Here is a 17,802-nt window from a genome sequence, read left to right as displayed (position 1 = left end):
TCTTAGCACATTCCTTAAGCAACAAACAAACTAGTGCCATTAGAGGCTTAGTCAGCTTGCTTGCGCAGGAACGCAGGAATATCGAGATAATCCGGTTCGCGACGAGCTTGCGGCTCGGCGTTGACCACTTTGGCCGGAGCCTCTTCCATCACGCGAGACTGCAGGGCTTCGCTGATCAGGGGCTGACGGGCCGGACGCTCTTGTACCATGTTGTTCTTGACCAGCGTGATGTCGGGCTTGCGCTCGGCACCGATACCGGTGGCAACCACGGTCACACGCAGTTCGTCGTGCATTTCCGGGTCGATTACGGTACCCACCACAACAGTGGCGTTCTCGGAGGCGAAGGCCTTGACCGCGTTACCCACGGTTTCGAACTCTTCGATGGTCATGTCCATGCCGGCGGTGATGTTGACCAGGATGCCACGGGCACCGGCCAGATCCACGTCTTCCAGCAGCGGGCTGGAGATGGCTTTCTCGGCCGCTTCTTCGGCACGGTCATCGCCGGAGGCAGAACCGGTACCCATCATGGCGGTACCCATTTCACGCATCACGGTACGCACGTCCGCGAAGTCGACGTTGATCAAGCCCGGACGGGTGATCAGCTCGGCAATGCCCTGTACCGCACCCAGCAGCACATCGTTAGCAGCCTTGAAGGCGTCCAGCAGAGAGATGCCACGACCCAATACCTTCAGCAACTTGTCGTTGGGGATGGTGATCAGGGAGTCGACGTTCTTGGACAGCTCTTCGATACCGTGGGCGGCGAAGCCCATCCGCTTCTTCCCTTCGAAGGAGAACGGCTTGGTTACGACAGCAACTGTCAGTATGCCCATCTCGCGGGCCACTTCGGCCACGATCGGCGCAGCACCGGTACCCGTACCGCCACCCATGCCGGCGGCGATGAACACCATGTCGGAACCGGTCAGCAGCTCACGCAGCGCTTCCCTGTCTTCCATGGCCGCATCACGACCCACTTCCGGATTGGCTCCGGCACCCAGACCCTTGGTGATGCCACCGCCGATCTGCAGGGTTGTGTTGGCGCTGGAGTTACGCAGAGCCTGGGCGTCAGTGTTGACGGTAATGAACTCGACACCTTCGATGTTTTGACGAACCATGTGCTCGACCGCGTTACCGCCGCCGCCACCCACACCAATCACTTTAATGACGGCTTCGTCAGTGTGGCTATCCATAAATTCAAACATGTTGTCTCTCCGCTTTATTTGCCTGACTCAGCAAAATTCTTAGAACTCGCCACGCAGCCAGTTGCTAACCCGTTTGACCAGGCCACCGACGCTTGCCTTGGCGGCATATTCTTTGTTGCTACCAGTGGCTTGATGGGTGCGGCCGTACTGCAGCAACCCGACCGCAGTCGAGTACACAGGCGCCTGCACGTAATCACTCAAACCACGTATGTTCATGGGCTCTCCTACCCGGACCTGGCTCTGGAAGATCTGCTCTGCGCACTCCACAATGCCTTCGATCTGGGCAGCGCCGCCGGTCAAGACCACACCGGCTGCCAGCTGATGCTTGACCCCCTGCGCTTTCAATTCGCTTTGTACCCGCACCAGCTCATCATTCACCATGGAGAGCAACTCGGTGTAACGGGGCTCAATCACTTCGGCCAGTGTCTGCCGTTGCAGGCTACGCGCCGGACGACCGCCGACACTGGGTACTTCAATATTGTCTTCCTTGCTGACCAGACGGCCGAGGGCGCAGCCGTAGCGCACCTTGATCGCTTCTGCGTCCAGCGGCGGTGTGCCGAAGGCGTAGGCGATGTCGCTGGTCACAGTGCTGCCGGCGTACGGAATCACCTTGGTGTGGCGCAGGGCACCGCCGGTAAACAGCGACATGTCCATGGTACCGCCACCTATGTCCACCACGCAGACACCCAGCTCTTTCTCGTCTTCGGTCAGCACGGCATAGCTGGAGGCCAGGGCGGAGAAGATCAGCTGATCCACCCGCAGACCGACTTTCTCCACACATTTCTCAATGTTGCGGGCCATGTCGTTGTGGCAGGTGATCAGGTGCACCTTGGCGGCCATCCGGACCCCGGACAAACCGACCGGGTTCTTGATGCCTTCCTGATAGTCGATGGCAAACTCCTGGGGCAGCACATGCAGCACCCGCAGCTCATCGGACAAGCGCACCGATTTGGCGGTATGGATGACGTTGTCCACGTCCTCCTGGGTCACCTCCTCATCGGAGATGGGCACCATGCCGGTTTCGTTGCGGCAATCGATGTGCTTGCCGGACAGCCCCAGATACACGGAGCTGATCTGGCAGTCGGCCATCATCTCGGCCTCTTCCACCGCACGACGCAGGGACTTGACCACGGAATCGAGATCGTTGACCCCGCCCTTATCCATGCCACGAGAGGCGTGACTGCCCATGCCGATGACATTGAGCTCACCGTCTGGCAGCACTTCGCCAACCAGAACCGCCACCTTGGTTGTGCCGATATCCAGTCCGACAATCAGATTTCTATCTGCGGTTTTGGTCATTCACTTTCTCTTCGTTCTTCTTCCAGCCAACTGCCATTCCGGTGTCGTATCGAAGATCCACATAAGCAACCTGCTCACGGGGTTCGATGATCGGAAAAGCATCGATAAACCGCTGTAGTCGAAGCGCTATATCCGAGCGCCCCAAAAACAGCTGAATGTTGCCATCCAGGGTCAGTTCCCAGGCATGGCGGGGAGTCAGATTCACTCCCAGCAGCTTGTATCCCTTGGCCGCCAGCTGCGCCTCGTACTGACGGCTGGCTTCCAGCACCTTGACGGCCTGATCTTCCGGCCCGGATAGCTGCATCAGGGGGGTCTTCACCCTGTCCGGCGCACTGAACACCTCACCCTTGGTGTTGACGAAGCGGTTGCCATTCCAGCGTGCCGCTACCGCCTGCTCGGTGAGATAGACCTTGATCTTGTTGGGCCACTTCTTGCGTACAGAGACTTGGGCCACCCAAGGTAAGGCGTTCAATCGCGCCTGCAATTCGTTTACATCCAGCTCGAAGAAGTTACGCAGCTCGGCACCATCCAGCACGGCGTTACGTAACTCGTCGGTCTGCAAATACTGGTGTTGCCCCTGCAGCAACAGCTCGCTCATGGGCAACCGATTGGCATCTGTCAGCCAACCTTTAACATCCAGCGCTGTCTGGTAGAAGCCCCACATGACCAGGATGAAAAATGCCACCCCTGCAATGAAGCCACCCTTGGTGCGCCCTTGTGCCCTTGCCTCCACCCGATCTTTCCCCGTTTAACGCGCCATGCCGGCCCTTTGCAGACCGGTCCGCCATTATATAGGCCCCGGCTTGGCGGTCAAAATACTCATTGGGCCCTCAGGCGCCGGATTTCATGCTCTCTATGCTCAATTTCATCTCGCCGAGACGGCGTGCCAGTGCGCCTACGTTCCCCGCGCCCTGAGTCAACACCAGATCCCCCTCTCCGACCAGTCCTGCCAGCACGGCGGGTACGTCGTCCGGGGTAGCGACAAAGATGGGTTCCAGGTTGCCACGGGAGCGGATGGAGCGACACAGGGCGCGGCCATCGGCACCCGGAATGGGCTCTTCACCGGCGGCATAGACCTCCAGCATCACCAGCACATCCACCTTGGAGAGCACGTCCGCAAAATCTTCATAGAGATCGCGGGTACGGGTGTAGCGGTGCGGCTGGAATACCATGACCAGGCGTTTCTCGGGCCAGCCGGCGCGAGCGGCGTTGATGGTCACCTTGACTTCGCTCGGGTGGTGACCGTAGTCGTCCACCAGCATGGCCTTGCCACGGCCGGTCTCGAATTCGCCATATTGCTGGAAGCGGCGACCCACGCCTTCAAACTTGGCCAGCGCCCGGATGATGGCATCATCGCCGATCCCGTCTTCGGTAGCGACCGCAATCGCTGCGGCGGCATTGAGCGCATTGTGGATGCCCGGCAGGTTCAGGGTCACCTCCAGCTCACCGGCACCTGCTCGACGGACCCGGAAACGGCTGCGATTGCTGGTCTGCACGAAGTCCAGCACCTGTACGTCGGCATCATCGCAGAGACCATAGGTGATGGTCGGGCGGGCGATCTCGGGCAGCATGCCACGGATCACGGGATCATCCACACACACCACGGCCAGACCGTAGAAGGGCAGGTTGTGCAAAAAGTCGATGAAGGTGGCCTTCAGCCGAGAGAAGTCACCGCCGTAGGTGTCCATGTGATCCGCTTCAATGTTGGTCACTATGGAGACCATCGGCTGCAGATGCAGGAAGGAAGCGTCGCTCTCGTCCGCTTCGGCGATCAGATAACGGCTGCTGCCCAGGCGGGCATTGGTGCCGGCGCTGTTGAGCAGGCCGCCGATGACGAAGGTCGGATCACGATCGGCTTCGGCATAGATGCTAGCCACCAGACTGGTGGTGGTGGTCTTGCCGTGGGTGCCGGCGATGGCGATGCCATGACGAAAACGCATCAGCTCGGCCAGCATTTCGGCGCGACGCACCACAGGGATGCGCAACTCGCGGGCGGCCAGCAGCTCGGGGTTGTCCTGCTTGATGGCGGTAGAGACCACCACCACGCTCGCCTCGCTCACATGCTCGGCGCTGTGACCCACGAAGATATGTGCCCCCAGCGACGCCAGCCGCTCGGTCACCGCATTGCGAGCCAGATCCGAGCCGGTTACCTGATACCCTTCGTTGGCAAGTACCTCGGCGATCCCGCCCATACCGGCGCCACCTATGCCGATAAAGTGGATGCGACGCACGCGACGCATTTCGGGGATCACGGTACGCAGTTTTGCCAGTTCAACCTTGGTCATAGTTCTCTCTCAGTCTGCCCAGCGGCGAGTCGTTTACACTCATCGGCAACCCGCTCGGCGGCATCGGTAATAGCGACGCGACGGGCTGCTTGGGCCATGTTCAATAGGGTTTCCCTGCGGCCGGCAAGCCAGCTGAGGCGTGCGGCCAGCGAGGCAGTGGTCAGCTCGGATTGGGGCAGGAATTCAGCACCGCCGCCGTCGACCAGGGTCAGGGCATTGCGGGTCTGGTGATCATCCACCGCATGGGGCAGTGGCACAAAAATAGCGGCGACCCCGGCGGCAGCCACTTCGGAGACCGTCAAGGCCCCAGCGCGGCATACCACCAGATCGGCCCAGGCATAGGCATCAGCCATGTCCTTGATAAATTCGCTCACCTCGGCCTCGACGCCCTGCCCGGCATACGCCTGCGCGACGGCCTCACGGTTGCCCTTGCCGCACTGATGACGCACCGCAATGGGGACGCCGGCAGCGACAACGGCTGGCGGAACCTGCTCGTTGAGCACTCTGGCCCCCAGGCTGCCACCGACGATCAGCAGGTGCAGCGGCTCTGCGCTGCTGCGTAGTTGCGGATCCGGCAGGGCAACCACCTCGGGGCGCACCGGATTACCCACCACGGCGGTGCGACGACTCGGTGCAAACGCCCCCGGAAACGCCATCAATACCCGCTTGGCAAGGCGCGCCAGCAGCTTGTTGGTGAGGCCGGCCGCCGCATTCTGCTCGTGCAGCAGCAAGGGGATGCCGGACAGCCAGGCGGCCACGCCGCCCGGGCCGGAGGCAAAGCCCCCCATGCCGAGTACCACGTCGGGCCGTATGGTCTTGAGCACACGGCGCGCCTGCAGCACGGATTTGACGATGCGATAAGGGGCCGCCAGCAGACGCTTGATGCCATTACCGCGCACCCCCTGAATGTCGATGAAGGAGATGGGATAACCATGCGCAGGCACCAGCTCTGCCTCCATCCGGTCGGCGGTGCCGAGCCAGTGAATGGTCCAGCCCTGGGCCTTGAGGCGATCGGCCACGGCCAAGCCGGGGAACACATGGCCCCCGGTACCGCCCGCCATCACCAACAGAGTCTTGCTCACGAAACCTCCCGCACGCGCGCCTGGGCACTGGCCTGGCGCAACTCGAAATCGATACGAATCAACATGCTCACCGCCACCATCATGATGATGAGACTGGAACCACCGTAGCTGACCAGCGGCAGAGTCAGCCCCTTGGTCGGCATCATGCCGCTGGCAGCACCGACGTTGACGAAGGTCTGGAAGCTGAACCAGATGCCGATGCCGATGGCCAGATAGCCTTCATACAAGCGCTCGGCCACCAGTGCCTGGTGTCCTAGCTTGAGTGCCTTGAACGCCAGCGCGAAGATGAGGAAGAGCGCGCCCAACACGCCCACGTAGCCCAGCTCTTCGCCCAGGATCGCAAATACGAAGTCAGTGTGCGCCTCCGGCAGGTACTCCATCTTCTGGATGGAGTTGCCAAGCCCCTCGCCAAACCAGCTGCCACGACCGAACGCCATCAGCGACTGGGTCAGCTGGTAGCCGCTGCCGAACGGATCGGCCCAGGGGTCGAGGAAGGAGGTCACCCGCCGCATCCGGTAAGGCTCGGCGATGATCAGCGTCACCACTGCGCTCACCCCCACCAGGATGAGGCCGATGAACTGCACCAGCCGCGCCCCCGCCAGGAACAGCATGCCCAGCGAGGTCACAAACATCACCACCACGGATCCCAGGTCGGGCTGGGCCAGCAGCAGTATGGCCACCACGAACAGCACGGCCATCGGCTTCATGAAGCCGATGAAGCGCTCGCGCACCTCGCTCTGACGGCGCACCAGATAGCCCGCCAGATAGACGAACAACGCCAGCTTGCCGAACTCGGCCGGCTGCAGGTTGAAGGGGCCGAGCGGCAACCAGCGGATGGAACCGTTGACGCTGCGGCCCACCAGCAGCACCAGCACCAGCATTATGATGGCGAGCACCAGCATGGGGCCGTTGTAGTGCTGCCAGCGGGCCATGGGCACCTGCAGCACGAACCAGGAGATGCCGAGCGCCATCACCAGGAACAGGCCGTGGCGCTTCACGAACATGAAAGGATCATTGTTGATGGCGATCCCCTCCGGGATCGAGGCCGAGGCCACTATCACCAGACCCACCGCCATCAACGCCAGTGCCAGCACCACCAGTTGCCGATCGTAGAGACCCGCTGGGCGCGCCGGTAACAACCAGCGTTGCAGCACACCTGCGATGGCGCCAAGGGCGTTCATAAGGTCTGCACCAGCTCGGTGAAACGATCACCGCGCGCTTCAAAAGACTTGAATTGATCCAGGCTGGCACAGGCCGGCGCCAGCAGCACCCAGTCACCGGGTCTGGCATCGGCGGCGGCCTTGGCAACCGCGGCCTCGAGGGAGGCAACCCGCTCGGTCTGCTCGCCCAGCGCCAGCAGCACCTCGGCATCCTGACCGAAGCAGTACATGTGATCGATCTGGCTGCCAAGCAACGCCTGCACAGGACCAAAGTCCTGGCCCTTGCCCTGGCCACCGGCCAGCAGCAGCAGACGGCCTTTCACCGATTCACGCACGCCAGCCACGGCGGCCAGGGTCGCCCCCACGTTGGTGGCCTTGGAGTCGTTGATCCAACGCACTCCGTTCACCTCCCGCACGAAGCGGGCACGGTGTGGCAGGCCTTCGAAGCGGCGCAGCACGGCGAGTTGCGGCTCGCGGGGAATGCCCACTGCATCGCACAGGGCCATGGCCGCCAGGGCGTTGGCCTGATTGTGGGCACCGACAATTTTCATTTCGTCCACGGCGAGCAGTGGCTCCCCGTGCAGGGTCAGCCAGTGGCGGCCCTCCAGCAGGCAGCGGCCATAGCCGTTGCAGTCGAGGCCAAAACTCTGCCACACCTGTCCCACATCGGGCAGGGTCTGGGTATCGTCGCGATTGATCAGGATGTGCTGGGAATGCTGATGGATCTCCATCTTGGCGGCGCGGTAGTCGGCCATGCCCTGATAGCGATCCATATGATCTTCACTGAGGTTTAACACCACGGAGGCGGCGGCACGCAGGCTATGAGTGGTCTCCAGCTGGAAGCTGGAGAGCTCCAGCACGCAGAGCTCCATCGGTTGCTTGAGCAGCTCCAGCGCCGGGGTACCTATGTTGCCACCGACCCCGACCTTGAGGCCCGCCTCGGCAATCATCTCGCCCACCAGGGTGGTGACAGTACTCTTGCCGTTGGAACCCGTGATAGCGATGACAGGCACCTGGGTCTCGCGCACGAACAGCTCGATATCGCCGACTATGCTCACCCCGAACTCGGCCGCGGCTTTCAGCTCGGGGGTCGCCAGGGCAATGCCCGGGCTCGCCACTATCATGTGCGCCTGCTTGAGCAGATCGCCGTCCAGCCCCTGGATCAGTTCGACCTCGGCGGGCAATTGATCCTTGCCCGGCGGATTGGCGCGGGTATCCATCACCAGAGGCGTGACGCCACGGCCGAGGAAGTAATCGACGCAGGAGAGTCCGGTTTTGCCGAGTCCTATAATGATGACCATGGCTTACCTCACCTTCAGGGTGGCGAGGCCGAGCAGCACCAGCATGAGGGTAATGATCCAGAAGCGCACTATGACGCGCGGTTCCGGCCAGCCCTTCTTCTCATAATGGTGATGGATCGGGGCCATACGGAAGATCCGCACGCCGCGCAGCTTGTAGGAACCCACCTGCAGGATCACCGAGACAGTTTCCATCACGAAGACGCCACCCATGATCACCAGCAGGAACTCCTGACGCACCAGCACGGCTATGGTGCCAAGCGCGCCACCCAGCGCCAGGGAACCTACGTCCCCCATGAAGACCTGGGCCGGATAGGTGTTGAACCAGAGGAAACCCAGACCCGCACCCACGATGGCGGTACAGACGATCACCAGCTCGGAGGTATAGGGCACATAGGGAATGTGCAGGTAGTTGGCGAAGTTGACGTTGCCGGTCGCCCAGGCGATCAGGGCGAAGCCCCCCGCCACCATCACGGTCGGCATGATGGCCAGACCATCGAGACCATCCGTTAGATTGACCGCGTTGGAGGTGCCGACGATGACGAAGTAGGTCAGCACGATGAACATCAGGCCGAGCTGCGGCATCACATCCTTGAGGAAGGGCACCACCAGCTGGGTCTGGCCATCGTGGGTGGCCGTGGTGTAGAGGAACACGGCCACGCCCAGCGCGACCGCCGACTGCCAGAAATACTTCCAGCGGGCGATCAGACCGTCGGTATTCTTGCGCACCACCTTGAGGTAGTCATCGGCGAAGCCGATGGCACCGTAGGCACCGAGCACGAACAGCACCAGCCACACATAGGGGTTGTCGAGGCGGCACCAGAGCAGCACCGAGGTGAAGATGGCGGCAATGATCATCAGGCCGCCCATGGTCGGGGTGCCCTTCTTGCTGAGGTGGGACTCGGGACCGTCGTTGCGGATCACCTGGCCGAACTTCATGATCTGCAGACGGCGGATGAGGCGCGGCCCCATCCAGAGCGCCACCACCAGGCCCGTGATGATCGACAGGATGGCGCGAAACGTCAGGTAGGAGAAGACGTTGAAGAAGGTGAAGTGCGGGGTGAGCAGTTCCGCCAGCCAGACTAGCATGTGGCTGACTCCTGACGGTCAACGACCATCTTGACGATATCTTCCATGCGGGAGCCGCGGGCGCCCTTGACCAGAATCGAAATTTCTTGATGTATATTTATCATTTGCGCAAGCACTTCAAACAACGACGCCTTGTTATCGAAATGTCGACCAGCCGCGGCATCTGCGGTGTGGCGACTCTGTTCCCCTACTGTCAGCACGGCGTCAAGACCGCGCTCACGGGCATGGCGTCCAACCCGGGCGTGTTGCTCGGCAGACTCCTCACCCAACTCCTTCATGTCACCGAATACCAGCACCTTGTAACCACCCATGGCGGTCAGGGCATCGATGCCCGCCAGCACGGATTCCACGCTGGCATTGTAGGTGTCGTCTACCAGGGTGAGGCCACCCCAGCGCTGGACGCAGAAGCGGCCCTTGACCGGTGCCATCTGCTCCAGCCCCGCCTTGACGGAGGCAAGCGAGGCACCGAGCGCCAGACAACCGGCGGTGGCCGCCAGGGCATTTCCCACGTTGTGGCGACCTGGAATAGCCAGGGTCAGGCTTATTTCACCCTGCGGCGTCACCATCACGAATTCGGCGCAGCCCTGCCCGTTGAGCACTATGTCGCGGGCATGGAAGGGCTGACTCTGATCTGCGAGGGAGAAGGCACACTGGATGCCCCGTTCCCGCCACTTTGGCCAAAATTCGTTGTCGGCATTGACGATGGCGGTGCCGACCTCGCCCAACCCCTCAAAAATCTCGCTCTTGGCGTGGAAGACCCCTTCCAGAGAACCGAAGCCCTCCAGATGAGCCGCTGCCACGTTGTTGATGAGGGCGGCGTCAGGCTGGGCCAGTGAGGTGGTCCAGGCGATCTCGCCCGGATGGTTGGCACCCAGCTCCATCACCGCAAACTTGTGTTGTGGCTCAAGCCGCAGCAGGGTCAGCGGCACGCCCACTTCATTGTTGAAGTTGCCGGCGGTAGCCAGCACCTCGCCTTCATGACGCAGGATGGCGGTCGCCATCTCTTTCACCGTGGTCTTGCCGCAGCTGCCGGTGATGGCAAGCACTTTCGGGTTGATGCGCTCGCGCACCAGCTTGCCGAGGCGGCCCAGCCCCTTGAGGCTGTCGGCGACGACCAGCTGGGGGACAGCCAGTGGCAGTTCCCGTTCGACCAGCAGGGCAGAGGCCCCGGCGGCAACGGCCTGCGCACAGAAATCGTGGGCGTCGAAACGCTCGCCGCGCAGCGCGACAAACAGGGCGCCTGCGCCCAGAGTGCGGGTGTCGGTACTGACAGCCGTGATCTCGCCGTCGTCACCGATCAGACGGGCATTGAGTACCTGCGCCAGCTCGGCAAGCCTGAGGGTCATCATCTGAATGACTCCAATAATGTGTGCAAGGAGGCCGCGACGGTTTCCCGGTCGCTGTAGTGCCGCTTGTCGGTTCCAATGATCTGATAATCCTCGTGCCCCTTACCGGCCACCAGGATGATGTCCTGTTTGCTCGCCTGACCGAGGGCCAGTGCAATCGCCTTGACCCTGTCGTGCTCGATCTGCACGGCAGCAGGATCGCGAAGGCCCGCCACCATGTCGGCCATGATCTGGGCCGGCTCCTCGGTACGGGGGTTGTCGTCGGTCAGGATCACGCGATCCGCATGTTGCTCTGCCATGGCGGCCATCATAGGACGCTTGCCGCGATCCCGGTCGCCACCACAGCCCACCAGACACCAGAGCTGGCCCTCGCAGTGCACCCGCAGGGCCTGCAATGCCTTCTCCAGTGCATCCGGGGTGTGTGCATAATCGACCACGGCGAGCGGCGCATTGCCGCCACCGAAGCACTCCATGCGACCGGTCACCGGCTGCAATCGAGGTGCCGTTGCCAGCAGTTCCTGGAAGTCATATCCGAGCACCAGCATGGCGCCCATGGCCGCCAGCACATTGCTGACGTTGAAGCGGCCGAGCAAGGGGGCGGATAATACACCATTCCCCCAACTGGAGTTAATGCGTGTGTGAAAACCTTGTTGGTGGAAGTGGGGATCCTGCGCCGTTAACTGTCGCCCCGGGTGGTTTTCAATCGAGCCGTGCACGCTGAAGGCCACAGCGGCAGGATAGGAGGCAAGCCACTGGCGCCCCAGCCGGTCGTCGGCATTGATGACGGCGCAGGGTTCGTCGACCAGTTTCAGCAGCTCTTCCTTGGCGGCGCCATAGGCCTCCATGGTGCCGTGGTAGTCCAGATGATCCCGGCTCAGGTTGGTGAACACCGCTGCAGCGAAAGGCAGGGCCGCCACACGATGCTGCACCAGACCGTGGCTGGAAACCTCCATCGCCACCAGATCTGCCCCCTGCTGCTGCAGGGCGGCCAGATTGGCCTGCACCTGCACGGCACTGCCGGTGGTGTTTTCGGCTTCCACCAGCTCACCGAACAAGCCATTGCCTATGGTGCCCATCACCCCGGCCCTGCCACCCAGCAGGGTGCGCCAGTTGGCGACCAGCAGCGCAGTGGTACTCTTGCCGTTGGTGCCCGTGATGCCGACCAGTTCCAGCCTGTTGGCTGGCTGCTGGTAGAAGTAACCGGCCAGTTCGGAGAGTCTGGCGGGCAGCTCGGGAATACCAATGCAGGGCACGGCCAGCTGAGACGCGACGAATTCCCCGTCATCCTCAAACACGACGGCGGTCGCTCCCTGAGCCACCGCCTGTTCGATGAAGCGTCTGCCATCCACCTGGTGACCTCGAATGGCCACGAAGAGACAACCGGGCCCGACCCGCCGGCTGTCCAGCTGGATATCGGTGAGGGCGAGCGCCGGGGCACGGATGCCGAAGGGGCGCAGTAATGAATCAAGTGCGCGGTGCAACATGGGAAGCCTCCGTATAGGCAGGAATGCAGACGCTCACACCGCGAAACAGCATGGAATACGCCCCGGAACAGATGGGATTGAGGGCCAGGTCAAGTACGCGGTGCAACATGGGAAGCCTCCGTATGGGCAGGAATGCAGATGCTCACACCGCGAAACAGCATGGAATACGCCCCGGAACAGATGGGATGGAGGGCCAGGTCAGGTGCGCGGCGCAAGGGGGGCCTCCGTACGGGCGAGTTTGGCGGGTACTGCAGGCGGTACCGCATCGGGACGAATATTGAAGAGTTGCAGCACACCGCCCATGGCTTCGGCAAATGGCGGCGTCGCAACGGCACCACCGTAGTAGGCATCGCCCTTGGGCTCGTTGATCACCACCACCATGACAAAACGGGGGTTGCTGGCCGGGGCGAAACCGGCAAACCAGGCCATGTAATCCTTGCCGTAGCCGCCGGCGACGGCGACCTTGGCGGTACCACTCTTGCCGCCGACCCGGTAACCGGGGATCTGCGCTTTCGGAATGGCATTGCTCACCACGTACTCCAGCGCCTGCAACATGGCAGTGGCGTTGTTGTGGTCGATGACCTGCTCACCCTTGGGCGGCTCGGTCACCTTGACGATGGAGAGCGGCACCCGCTTGCCCTTGTTGGCCAGGGTCGCGTAGGCGGAGGCCAGCTGCAGCGGAGTGACCCGCAGACCGTAACCGAACGAGAGGGTGGCCCGCTCGATATCGGACCAGCGACGACGCTGGGGCAGCATGCCGCTGCTCTCACCCATCAGTCCGCTGCCGGTATCCATGCCGAAACCGACCATGCTGAGGGTGTTGATCATCTCCTGCGCCGGCATCCGCAGCGCGATGCGCGACATGCCGATGTTGGAGGAGTAGCGCAGAATATCGTACAGGTTGGTCGCCTTGTGGATGCTCACGTCACGTATCTGCTTGGCCCCGATATACAGAGGTCCGCCTGGAATGGTGTCCTTCCAGCTGGTGACGCCCGCCTGCAGGGCACTCAACAGGATCAAGGGCTTGATGGTCGAACCCGGCTCATAGGTATCGGTCACGACCCGGTTGCGCACCCGGAAACTCTGGTACTGGCCGCGGTTGTTCGGGTTGTAGGAGGGGGTGTTGACCATGGCGAGTACTTCGCCGGTCTTCACATCCAGCATCACCATGGAGCCGGAGGTCGCCTTGTTCTCGTCGGTGGCCCGCTTGAGCGCCCGATAGGCCAGCGCCTGAACCCGCTGATCGATACTCAGCTGCAGATCGTTGGCGTTCTTGCCTTCCTTGACCAGGCCAAGCCGCTCGATGACCCGACCCTGCCTGTCCTTGCGCACCCGCATTTCACCCGGGGTCGCGGTCAGCCACTCGTTGTAGCTGCGCTCTATCCCTTCGATGCCGCTGCCATCTATGTTGGTCACCCCCACCAGGTGGGCACTGATCTCGCCGGTTGGATAAAAACGGCGCGCCTCTGGGCGCAGATAGATGCCGCCCAGCTTGAGGCCCTTGATGTATTCCGCCACCGCCGGCGTCACCTGGCGCTGCAGGTAGACGAAGCGCTTGCTCGGGTTGGAGATGCGGTGTTTGAGGGTGTTGATGTCGAGCTTGAGCACGGCGGAGAGTGCCAGCCAGGCGCGCTCGTTATGAATGGCGCCAGATTCGTGCACCGTCTTGGGATCGGCCCAGACGGCCTCCACCGGCACAGACACGGCAAGCTGTTCGCCGTTGCGGTCGGTGATCATGCCGCGCACCGCCTGGGTGGCAGTGGTGCGCAGCGAACGCATGTCCCCTTCCTGGCGCAGCCGATCCGGATCTATCACCTGGATCCAGGCCAGCCGCAGGATCAAGCCAGCAAACGCAATGCCGATGAAGAACACCAGCGTGCGAAAGCGCCACGGATAGAGTGACGGTGCTTTCGCCTTGGGTGGGGCCTTGGCAGATGCCTTGCGTTTCATGGTTGTGTTATTACCTTCTCGGTGGTCACCAGCGGGCGAGCCATCTGCAATTTATCCATGGCCAGACTCGCGACACGGGAGTGCTCGGCCAGCGTTCCCTGTTCCAGCAAGAGGTGACGCCATTCGATGTTGAGCCGATCCTCTTCCGCCATCAGATCGTTCTGCTTGGCGGTCATGCCACGGGTCATGTTGGTCACCAGGATCACGGCAAAGGCGGTGATCAGCACGGCAACGGCCAGCACGACCTGCAGCTTGTGCCGCCAGAGATCGCCGAGGATCTCCTTGGCCAGATGAACACGCACCTCGCTCATGACTTACTCCGCCAGTCGCAGGGCGACCCGCAGCACTGAGCTGCGCGATCGGCTGTTTTCGGTGACTTCATGCTCGGAAGGCTTGAGCGCCTTGCCGACCGACTTCAATTTGCGACCGCCGGCCAGCTGGGCCTCAGTCAACGGAATGCCGCGCGGCACCTCGGGGCCTTTCTCGTGCTTGCGGATGAAGTGCTTCACCAGCCGGTCTTCCAGCGAGTGGAAGCTGATGACGGAGAGCCGCCCCTCGGGAGCCAGCGCCTGCAGGGCCCCGTCCAGCGCGGTCTCGATCTCGTCCAGCTCGCTGTTGATATAGATGCGGATGGCCTGGAAGCTGCGGGTGGCGGCGTGTTTGCCCTTCTCCTTGCTCGGATTGACCCGGGCAATCATCTCCGCCAGCTGGCGAGTACGCACATAGGGTTCTGTGACCCGATCGTGGACGATGGCGCGGGCAATCTTCTTGGCGAAACGCTCCTCGCCGAAGGTCTTCAATACCCAGGCGATGTCATCCACATCGGCACGAGCCAGCCACTGTGCGGCGCTCTGGCCTGAGGTGGGGTCCATCCGCATGTCGAGCGGGCCGTCTTTCATGAAGCTGAAACCGCGCTCGGCATCGTCCAGCTGGGGGGAAGAAACACCCAGATCCAGCAGGAAGCCGTCGACCTTGCCAAGCAGACCGCGCTCGGCCAGATAGGTGGTAATGCCGGAGAAAGGGCCGTGCACGATTTCAAAACGGGGATCCTGGATCTTGGCCGCCTCGGCAATGGCCTGGGGATCCCGGTCGATGGCGATCAGCCGGCCGTTCGGGCCAAGGTGCTGGAGAATGAGACGAGAGTGACCACCCCGGCCAAAAGTACCGTCGACGTAGATGCCGTCCGGCTTGATGGCCAGCCCTTCAACGGCTTCGTGCAACAGCACTGTGATGTGTTTAGCGGCTTGGGTCATTTATAAAGAAAAATCCTGTAGTCGTGGCGAGCTTGCCCAGTCGTCCTCGGGCAAGCCATGAATGTCGTCATTGACCTGTTGTTGCCAGCGGGCTTCATCCCACAGCTCAAACTTGTTGAGCTGGCCCACCAGCATGATCTTCTTGTCCAGCCCGGCGTGGCTACGCAGTGGCTGGCTCAGCAGCAGACGGCCATTGCCATCCAGCTCGCATTCGGTCGCATGGCCGAGCAACAACCGCTGCAAGCGGCGTTCTACGGGGTTCATGCTGGAGAGCATCTTGAGCTTGCGCTCTATCTCTTCCCATTCGTTCAGGGGATAAAGCAGCAGGCAAGGATGGGCAATATCTATGGTGCAGACCAGCTGGCCCTCGCTTTCGTCGCGCAGCCAATCACGGTACTTGGTCGGAATCGCCAGTCGCCCTTTGCTGTCCAGGCTGATGGCGTGAGCACCACGCAACAAATTGCAGTCCCTGAAAATGAGTTAAGGGGGGCAAATCGCCCGATAAAAACCACTTTGATCCACTTTTCCCCACCTTGAAGTTTAAGGACGTGCTGAGGGCTTTTCAAGCGAGGATATCGGGCATGGGGAACATATTGACGCAGTGTTTGGGTAGCACTGATTAAATGAGTTGATTTTCCACAAGTTATTCGTGCAGAAATAAAATCGATTAATTAGGGCCTGGGGTATAAACCGCCATAATCAGGGAGAAATAATGAAGCGGTACAATACAACGGCGCACAAAATGATGCTGACGCCTACCACAGGGTAAATGATGTAGTCATCCCCTGCTCGCCGTGCCCGCAAGCAAACCAGCTGGCACAGCAACAGGTTGTAGATGATCAGCAGAAATGTCAGCAGGAGATTTGTACCAAAGGCCAGCTCCCCTGCATGCATGACATAGAGCCCCATCAACACAAAATTGGCGAGAATCAAATACAGTAAAAATTTCTGGATCGCCTTGCCCGCTGTCGGGGTCTTTTTTACTCGTGTTATCATGCTTATCACGTCCTGGATTCCACATGAACAGTCGACAAAAACTGTCAAAAACTGTTGAGATACATCATGTTTTTATTGTTCAGCCCTCCTTGCATCACCCTGAAATCATGACTCGGGTACTCTGTTGGCTAGTTGGTACTCTGTTACTGACCTCTCCCTATTGTTATTCCTATCATAACTATCATTGGCAGGCTGATTTTCCTACCCCTGTACAAGGAAAAGGAGCCGAACTAGTCACTCAACAGACTCAGTTTCTACTGCAGCAACGTGACCATCTGCAAAAACGGATCACTCAGTCACAGCCAATGATCCGGTGGGTCGAACAACAGGTTCGGGCACGCAAGCTACCCACCATGCTCGCTTTCCTTCCTTTGATTGAGAGCAGTTATCGACTGGATGTGGTATCTACTGCAGGAGCTGCCGGACCTTGGCAGTTGATGCCCGCTACGGCGGCGCGCTTCTCCATTCCCATGATGTCGGGTTTCGATGGACGCTACTCGCTACCACTCGCAACCGATGTGGCACTCGCCTATCTCAGTTGGCTCCATCAATTTTTTGGTCAAGACTGGCTACTGGCTCTGGCGGCTTACAACGCGGGAGAGGGGCGGGTGCTGAAGGCAGTACTCGATGCAGGTACTCGCAATGTGTGGGAGCTATCGCTCCCGACAGAAACGCGACTATATGTGGCTCGGTTCATTGCCCTATCTCAACTGCTGGATCGTGCGGAACAATACCAATTTGCTTTGCCATCTTGGCAAGAAGGGGAAGATTTACAGGTGATACGGCAGCCGAATAGCTGCTCATTGCTGGATTGGGCGATGGCAAAAGGGGTGGCCATGAATGAGGCCAGCCGCTGGAATCCTGCCTGGCAGCTGCCCAACGTACCCGGAGTAACCAACTGTCCCATCGTCTATAGCCGTGGGAAATCCCCTCTCCCAGTCACCAAAAAGGGGCAGATCCTGCTTCAAAAAGCCATTTCATTGGAAAGCTTGCACGATCCCTTGCTGCTACATGCAGCAAGAGGGCTGGATATGGATATGAGTCGTGGCGCTATCAGACTGGAGTCGTTAACAGATCCACTGGGGCTGGAGACGAAGCGACCCCTCCTGACACCATGAAGCAGTGTCGCCAATGACTGAGCACTGGCGACAGATCTACCGATTCTGGATCTGACCAACGGGCGCCATAGAAGCTCAGGTATTGACCAATTGAACGTCGATGGGTGATTTGGCAATCCAGCACAATACGCGGGGAGAGTGACAGACTGACAATCTCGGGCAGGATAAAGCGTGCAGGAGCCAGAAAACCAACCCCCCCCGGCCCTATATCCTTGATCACAGCCCGGCCGATACTCTTATCGA

General features: G+C 60.8%; 16 protein-coding genes. 1 reads left to right on the top strand and 15 read right to left on the bottom strand.

Features of this window, described 5'->3' with window-relative positions; genetic code table 11:
• Window positions 1-47: 47 nt before the first annotated feature.
• From ftsZ to BN1128_RS09350, 15 genes are all read right to left on the bottom strand, one after another.
• On the bottom strand, window positions 48-1,199 hold the full coding sequence (gene ftsZ, locus BN1128_RS09420; RefSeq protein WP_005305686.1) for a cell division protein FtsZ: 1,152 nt from the start codon (window positions 1,197-1,199) through the stop codon (window positions 48-50).
• Window positions 1,200-1,238: 39 nt separating this feature from the next.
• Window positions 1,239-2,498, bottom strand: coding sequence for a cell division protein FtsA (gene ftsA, locus BN1128_RS09415; protein WP_042867998.1), 1,260 nt, complete (start codon window positions 2,496-2,498; stop codon window positions 1,239-1,241).
• Window positions 2,479-3,231 (bottom strand): cell division protein FtsQ/DivIB, encoded by a 753-nt coding sequence (locus BN1128_RS09410; protein WP_042039042.1) that lies wholly within the window; start codon window positions 3,229-3,231, stop codon window positions 2,479-2,481. Before BN1128_RS09410 ends, ftsA begins: the two co-directional genes overlap by 20 nt.
• Window positions 3,232-3,328: 97 nt before the next feature.
• Complete coding sequence (gene murC, locus BN1128_RS09405; RefSeq protein WP_042867995.1) at window positions 3,329-4,783, bottom strand: UDP-N-acetylmuramate--L-alanine ligase; 1,455 nt, start codon at window positions 4,781-4,783, stop codon at window positions 3,329-3,331.
• A complete protein-coding gene (murG, locus tag BN1128_RS09400; RefSeq protein WP_042867993.1) occupies window positions 4,780-5,865 on the bottom strand; it encodes an undecaprenyldiphospho-muramoylpentapeptide beta-N-acetylglucosaminyltransferase in 1,086 nt (361 codons plus the stop codon). The genes murC and murG overlap by 4 nt, the downstream gene beginning before the upstream one ends.
• Window positions 5,862-7,046 (bottom strand): cell division protein FtsW, encoded by a 1,185-nt coding sequence (gene ftsW / locus BN1128_RS09395; RefSeq protein ID WP_042867991.1) that lies wholly within the window; start codon window positions 7,044-7,046, stop codon window positions 5,862-5,864. The genes murG and ftsW overlap by 4 nt, the downstream gene beginning before the upstream one ends.
• Complete coding sequence (gene murD, locus BN1128_RS09390) at window positions 7,043-8,326, bottom strand: UDP-N-acetylmuramoyl-L-alanine--D-glutamate ligase (protein ID WP_042867988.1); 1,284 nt, start codon at window positions 8,324-8,326, stop codon at window positions 7,043-7,045. The genes ftsW and murD overlap by 4 nt, the downstream gene beginning before the upstream one ends.
• A 3-nt stretch (window positions 8,327-8,329) precedes the next feature.
• Entirely contained in the window at window positions 8,330-9,412 is a 1,083-nt protein-coding gene (gene mraY, locus BN1128_RS09385) for a phospho-N-acetylmuramoyl-pentapeptide-transferase (RefSeq protein WP_042867986.1), read from the bottom strand.
• Window positions 9,406-10,761, bottom strand: a complete 1,356-nt coding sequence (locus BN1128_RS09380; RefSeq protein ID WP_042867984.1) for a UDP-N-acetylmuramoyl-tripeptide--D-alanyl-D-alanine ligase — start codon at window positions 10,759-10,761, stop codon at window positions 9,406-9,408. The genes mraY and BN1128_RS09380 overlap by 7 nt, the downstream gene beginning before the upstream one ends.
• Entirely contained in the window at window positions 10,758-12,242 is a 1,485-nt protein-coding gene (gene murE, locus BN1128_RS09375; RefSeq protein ID WP_042867982.1) for a UDP-N-acetylmuramoyl-L-alanyl-D-glutamate--2,6-diaminopimelate ligase, read from the bottom strand. Before murE ends, BN1128_RS09380 begins: the two co-directional genes overlap by 4 nt.
• A gap of 198 nt (window positions 12,243-12,440) precedes the next feature.
• On the bottom strand, window positions 12,441-14,192 hold the full coding sequence (locus BN1128_RS09370; RefSeq protein ID WP_042867979.1) for a penicillin-binding transpeptidase domain-containing protein: 1,752 nt from the start codon (window positions 14,190-14,192) through the stop codon (window positions 12,441-12,443).
• A complete protein-coding gene (gene ftsL / locus BN1128_RS09365) occupies window positions 14,189-14,503 on the bottom strand; it encodes a cell division protein FtsL (protein ID WP_042867977.1) in 315 nt (104 codons plus the stop codon). The genes BN1128_RS09370 and ftsL overlap by 4 nt, the downstream gene beginning before the upstream one ends.
• A gap of 3 nt (window positions 14,504-14,506) precedes the next feature.
• Window positions 14,507-15,445: a 16S rRNA (cytosine(1402)-N(4))-methyltransferase RsmH gene (rsmH, locus tag BN1128_RS09360; RefSeq protein ID WP_042867975.1), complete on the bottom strand. Its 939-nt coding sequence runs from the start codon at window positions 15,443-15,445 to the stop codon at window positions 14,507-14,509.
• The gene (gene mraZ / locus BN1128_RS09355; RefSeq protein ID WP_042867973.1) at window positions 15,446-15,904 is read right to left on the bottom strand and encodes a division/cell wall cluster transcriptional repressor MraZ; all 459 of its coding nucleotides are present in this window, start codon (window positions 15,902-15,904) and stop codon (window positions 15,446-15,448) included.
• A gap of 240 nt (window positions 15,905-16,144) precedes the next feature.
• Entirely contained in the window at window positions 16,145-16,441 is a 297-nt protein-coding gene (locus BN1128_RS09350; RefSeq protein ID WP_042867971.1) for a hypothetical protein, read from the bottom strand.
• A 257-nt stretch (window positions 16,442-16,698) separates the two neighbouring features.
• Here BN1128_RS09350 and BN1128_RS09345 point away from each other — a divergent pair, with 257 nt between their 5' ends.
• Entirely contained in the window at window positions 16,699-17,559 is an 861-nt protein-coding gene (locus BN1128_RS09345; RefSeq protein WP_042868277.1) for a lytic transglycosylase domain-containing protein, read from the top strand.
• The last annotated feature ends 243 nt before the right edge of the window (window positions 17,560-17,802 follow it).

The sequence above is a fragment of the Aeromonas piscicola genome, assembly GCF_000820005.1.
Classification (GTDB): domain Bacteria; phylum Pseudomonadota; class Gammaproteobacteria; order Enterobacterales; family Aeromonadaceae; genus Aeromonas; species Aeromonas piscicola.
The sequence above is the reverse complement of the archived record's forward strand: the minus strand, read 5'-3'. Positions and strand labels throughout refer to the sequence as shown.

What these genes read in the sequence shown, in the direction of transcription:
- rsmH (WP_042867975.1), bottom strand. Translation starts at nt 15,445, where the DNA reads ATGACCCAAGCCGCTAAACACATCACAGTGCTGTTGCACGAAGCCGTT.
- mraY (WP_042867986.1), bottom strand. Translation starts at nt 9,412, where the DNA reads ATGCTAGTCTGGCTGGCGGAACTGCTCACCCCGCACTTCACCTTCTTC.
- murC (WP_042867995.1), bottom strand. Translation starts at nt 4,783, where the DNA reads ATGACCAAGGTTGAACTGGCAAAACTGCGTACCGTGATCCCCGAAATG.
- murE (WP_042867982.1), bottom strand. Translation starts at nt 12,242, where the DNA reads ATGTTGCACCGCGCACTTGATTCATTACTGCGCCCCTTCGGCATCCGT.
- murD (WP_042867988.1), bottom strand. Translation starts at nt 8,326, where the DNA reads ATGGTCATCATTATAGGACTCGGCAAAACCGGACTCTCCTGCGTCGAT.
- ftsW (WP_042867991.1), bottom strand. Translation starts at nt 7,046, where the DNA reads ATGAACGCCCTTGGCGCCATCGCAGGTGTGCTGCAACGCTGGTTGTTA.
- ftsL (WP_042867977.1), bottom strand. Translation starts at nt 14,503, where the DNA reads ATGAGCGAGGTGCGTGTTCATCTGGCCAAGGAGATCCTCGGCGATCTC.
- BN1128_RS09350 (WP_042867971.1), bottom strand. Translation starts at nt 16,441, where the DNA reads ATGATAACACGAGTAAAAAAGACCCCGACAGCGGGCAAGGCGATCCAG.
- BN1128_RS09370 (WP_042867979.1), bottom strand. Translation starts at nt 14,192, where the DNA reads ATGAAACGCAAGGCATCTGCCAAGGCCCCACCCAAGGCGAAAGCACCG.
- BN1128_RS09380 (WP_042867984.1), bottom strand. Translation starts at nt 10,761, where the DNA reads ATGATGACCCTCAGGCTTGCCGAGCTGGCGCAGGTACTCAATGCCCGT.
- ftsA (WP_042867998.1), bottom strand. Translation starts at nt 2,498, where the DNA reads ATGACCAAAACCGCAGATAGAAATCTGATTGTCGGACTGGATATCGGC.
- ftsZ (WP_005305686.1), bottom strand. Translation starts at nt 1,199, where the DNA reads ATGTTTGAATTTATGGATAGCCACACTGACGAAGCCGTCATTAAAGTG.